The sequence below is a fragment of the Mesorhizobium sp. M7A.F.Ca.CA.003.01.2.1 genome, from assembly GCF_003998945.1.
GTDB lineage: Bacteria > Pseudomonadota > Alphaproteobacteria > Rhizobiales > Rhizobiaceae > Mesorhizobium > Mesorhizobium ciceri.
This window is the reverse complement of the sequence record NZ_RZRA01000844.1, coordinates 1-2,459: the sequence shown is the minus strand read 5'-3', so window position 1 is coordinate 2,459 and position 2,459 is coordinate 1. Positions and strand designations below refer to the sequence as shown.

Genomic DNA, 2,459 nt, shown 5'->3' with positions numbered 1-2,459 from the left:
TGCCTGTAGCGCTCGAAGGCGGCCGGATCGATGGTCACGCGGGCTCCTTTGCCAAAGTCATCGCCTATTGACTAACCGACCGCCGGAAAAATCGGAAGTCTTCCGCAAAGGACAATGCTCAGAGCAGCGTCGGCGCACAAGAGGCGACGCTGCGGTGCCGCCTGCCGGCGGCCGCTGCTGTGGCAGCGGCCGCTTATGTCAATTGTCGTCAGCGCACGACGTACATGATGCGCCGGGTCTGCGGATCGATCAGCGCCCGCTGGCCGTTCACATAGACATAGCGGTAATTGTAGTCTGGAATCTCGCGCAGCTCGACGGTGTCGGGCAGGGTCGCGCCGGTGACCACTTCGCCATCGAGATAGATGGGATCGAGGCGGTGCGTGTCGACATAGGTGCGGACTTCAGCCGGGGGCGGCGGGAAGTCATCGACGACCGGATCGCTGGCGATGATCGCGCCGGTATAATCGGTCGAGTAGTTGCCGATGTCCTCCGGCGGCGAGACGACAGCAACGCTGGCGCGCCGTTGCGTCAGCACCACCCGGCTGCCGCCTATATCGGCCGTCACATAGTCGGAATAGACCCAGCCCTGGCCGCCGGCCTCGGCTATGGTGCACCATTTGCTGTTTTCGATGCAGCCATTGAGCGTTGCCGACTGACCGGCGGCGAGCACGCCGATGACAGGGTATTGCGGGCCGGGTCCGGCGCGAACGTTAAGATCGGTGACGGCTGAGACGGCGGTGTCGGCAAACGCGGCGCCCGACATCACGGTCAGCATTCCGGCGACCGCCGGAAACAACAGGGATTTCATGGTTTCTCTCCGTTTTCATGGTCCCTCGCCAGCGAAAACGGGGCAGCAGCTCATGCGTTCCCGCTAAAGCGCCTGTGCCAACTCACGATTTGTTCCCTGTTCTCCAGGCAAATCGGTCAGAAGTTCGTGAACGAAGTCCAATTTCCGCGCCGTGACGTCCGAAATGACAAAGGGATAGAGGTCCGGCAGGCCCATGCAGCGGTTGATCGAATTGGAGGCTTCCGACAGCACCAGCCAGCGGGCCAGGATCTTTTCGAAAGACTCGGGCGCGGTCGGCGGCTCCGAGGGTGCGGCCTGCAATTCGCCGCCTGTGTCGCCGCGCGGCAAGTCGTTGGCCTCCACCGTCTCCAGCCGGCCGAGCGGAAAGTTCAGTGCGTGCACCATTTCCAGCGTGTCGGTGATGTGCAGGTGGTGAGCCCAGGTCTCGGCCCAGTCCTCCCATGGATGCGAGGTCGCATAGGCCGAGATGTGGCCTTGCTGCCAGTCGGGCGGCGCACCATTGGCATAATAGGCCTTCAGCGCCTGTTCGTAATCGGCGCGGTCATCGCCGAACAGTGCGCGGAAAGCTTCGAGCCGGTGCGGATCGTCGCGGATCAGGCGGTCCCAATAATAGTGCCCAAGCTCATGACGGAAATGACCGAGCAAGGTGCGGTAGTTCTCGCCCATCTCGACGCGGCGCTTTTCGCGCTCGGCCGAATCCGCCTCGGCGACGTTGAGCGTGATCAGGCCATTGTCGTGGCCGGTCAGGATCCGCTCGCCGCCGGGGCCGCCGCCGATCGGATCGGCGAGGAAGTCGAAGGCCAGCCCGATCTCGTCGGCGGGGTTCTGCTTGGGCGCCACCGGCAGCCCGAAGGCCAGCAGCGAATAGATGGCGCGCTTCTTCGCCGCTTCGACACGGATCCAGCGGCGGCGGTTGCCGTCGACGGAGAGATCCGGGATCAACTGGTTGAGCGCACAGGCGCGGCAAAAGGCGTGTCCGGGCTCGGCCATCCAGTTGCAGGCGCATTCATCGGCGTTGGTGCACTGGAAGATGCCGTCGGCGCTCGCCAGCGCGAAACAGGCGTGCTCGGGATCGTAGAGCACGGGGTTCCCGCAGTTCAGGCACTGGGCGTTCTCGAAATAGATGCGATGGCCGCAATGGGGGCAGTCGAAGAGTTTCATGTCGGTCTCAATTCACCGGAGGTGACATAGATGTTCACGGCGGCCCGTGCCCAACGCGAACAGCCGCGCGGCGTTCCACATTTTCCTGAAGCTATTTGGCCGCAAGCTGGGCGACAACCTGTCTTGCCACCGCTTCGCCCGACAGCCGTGCGCCGCCGCAGGTCTGCATCAGCGGGCCGGCCAAGTGCTCGCCGGCGAAGAAGATCTTGTCGGCCACCGGCTGCATGAGCGCGGCGCGCGCCAGTGAACGGCCAGGGCGGGCGGCGACGTAGGCGCCGCGCACGAAGCGCTCGCCGCCCCAATTGGTCATCATGGCGCGTCCGACATGCTTGCGCGTATCGCCACCGAAGATGCCGCACAGCCGGTCGACGACGAAGTCGATGCCGGCCGCCTCGCCGGCCGCCGACATTTCCCAGGCGAAATCGCCGCCGACGAACCCGACCATCAGGTCAAGGTCGAACGGGAAGCACAGGAAATAGATGTCGTGCCT

The 2,459-nt window shown here is 64.3% G+C and carries 3 protein-coding genes; all 3 read right to left on the bottom strand.

Annotation, left to right across the window (positions count from 1 at the left end; genetic code table 11):
- Positions 1 to 208 precede the first annotated feature (208 nt).
- Positions 209 to 808 carry a DUF1236 domain-containing protein gene (locus EN969_RS26520; protein WP_063169558.1) on the bottom strand — a complete coding sequence of 200 codons (600 nt, stop codon included), beginning with the start codon at positions 806 to 808 and terminating at the stop codon, positions 209 to 211.
- A 63-nt stretch (positions 809 to 871) separates the two neighbouring features.
- The gene (locus EN969_RS26515) at positions 872 to 1,969 is read right to left on the bottom strand and encodes a putative zinc-binding metallopeptidase (protein ID WP_013528805.1); all 1,098 of its coding nucleotides are present in this window, start codon (positions 1,967 to 1,969) and stop codon (positions 872 to 874) included.
- A gap of 91 nt (positions 1,970 to 2,060) precedes the next feature.
- On the bottom strand, positions 2,061 to 2,459 hold a 399-nt coding region (locus tag EN969_RS26510), incomplete at its 5' end, for an FAD-dependent oxidoreductase (RefSeq protein WP_164758505.1).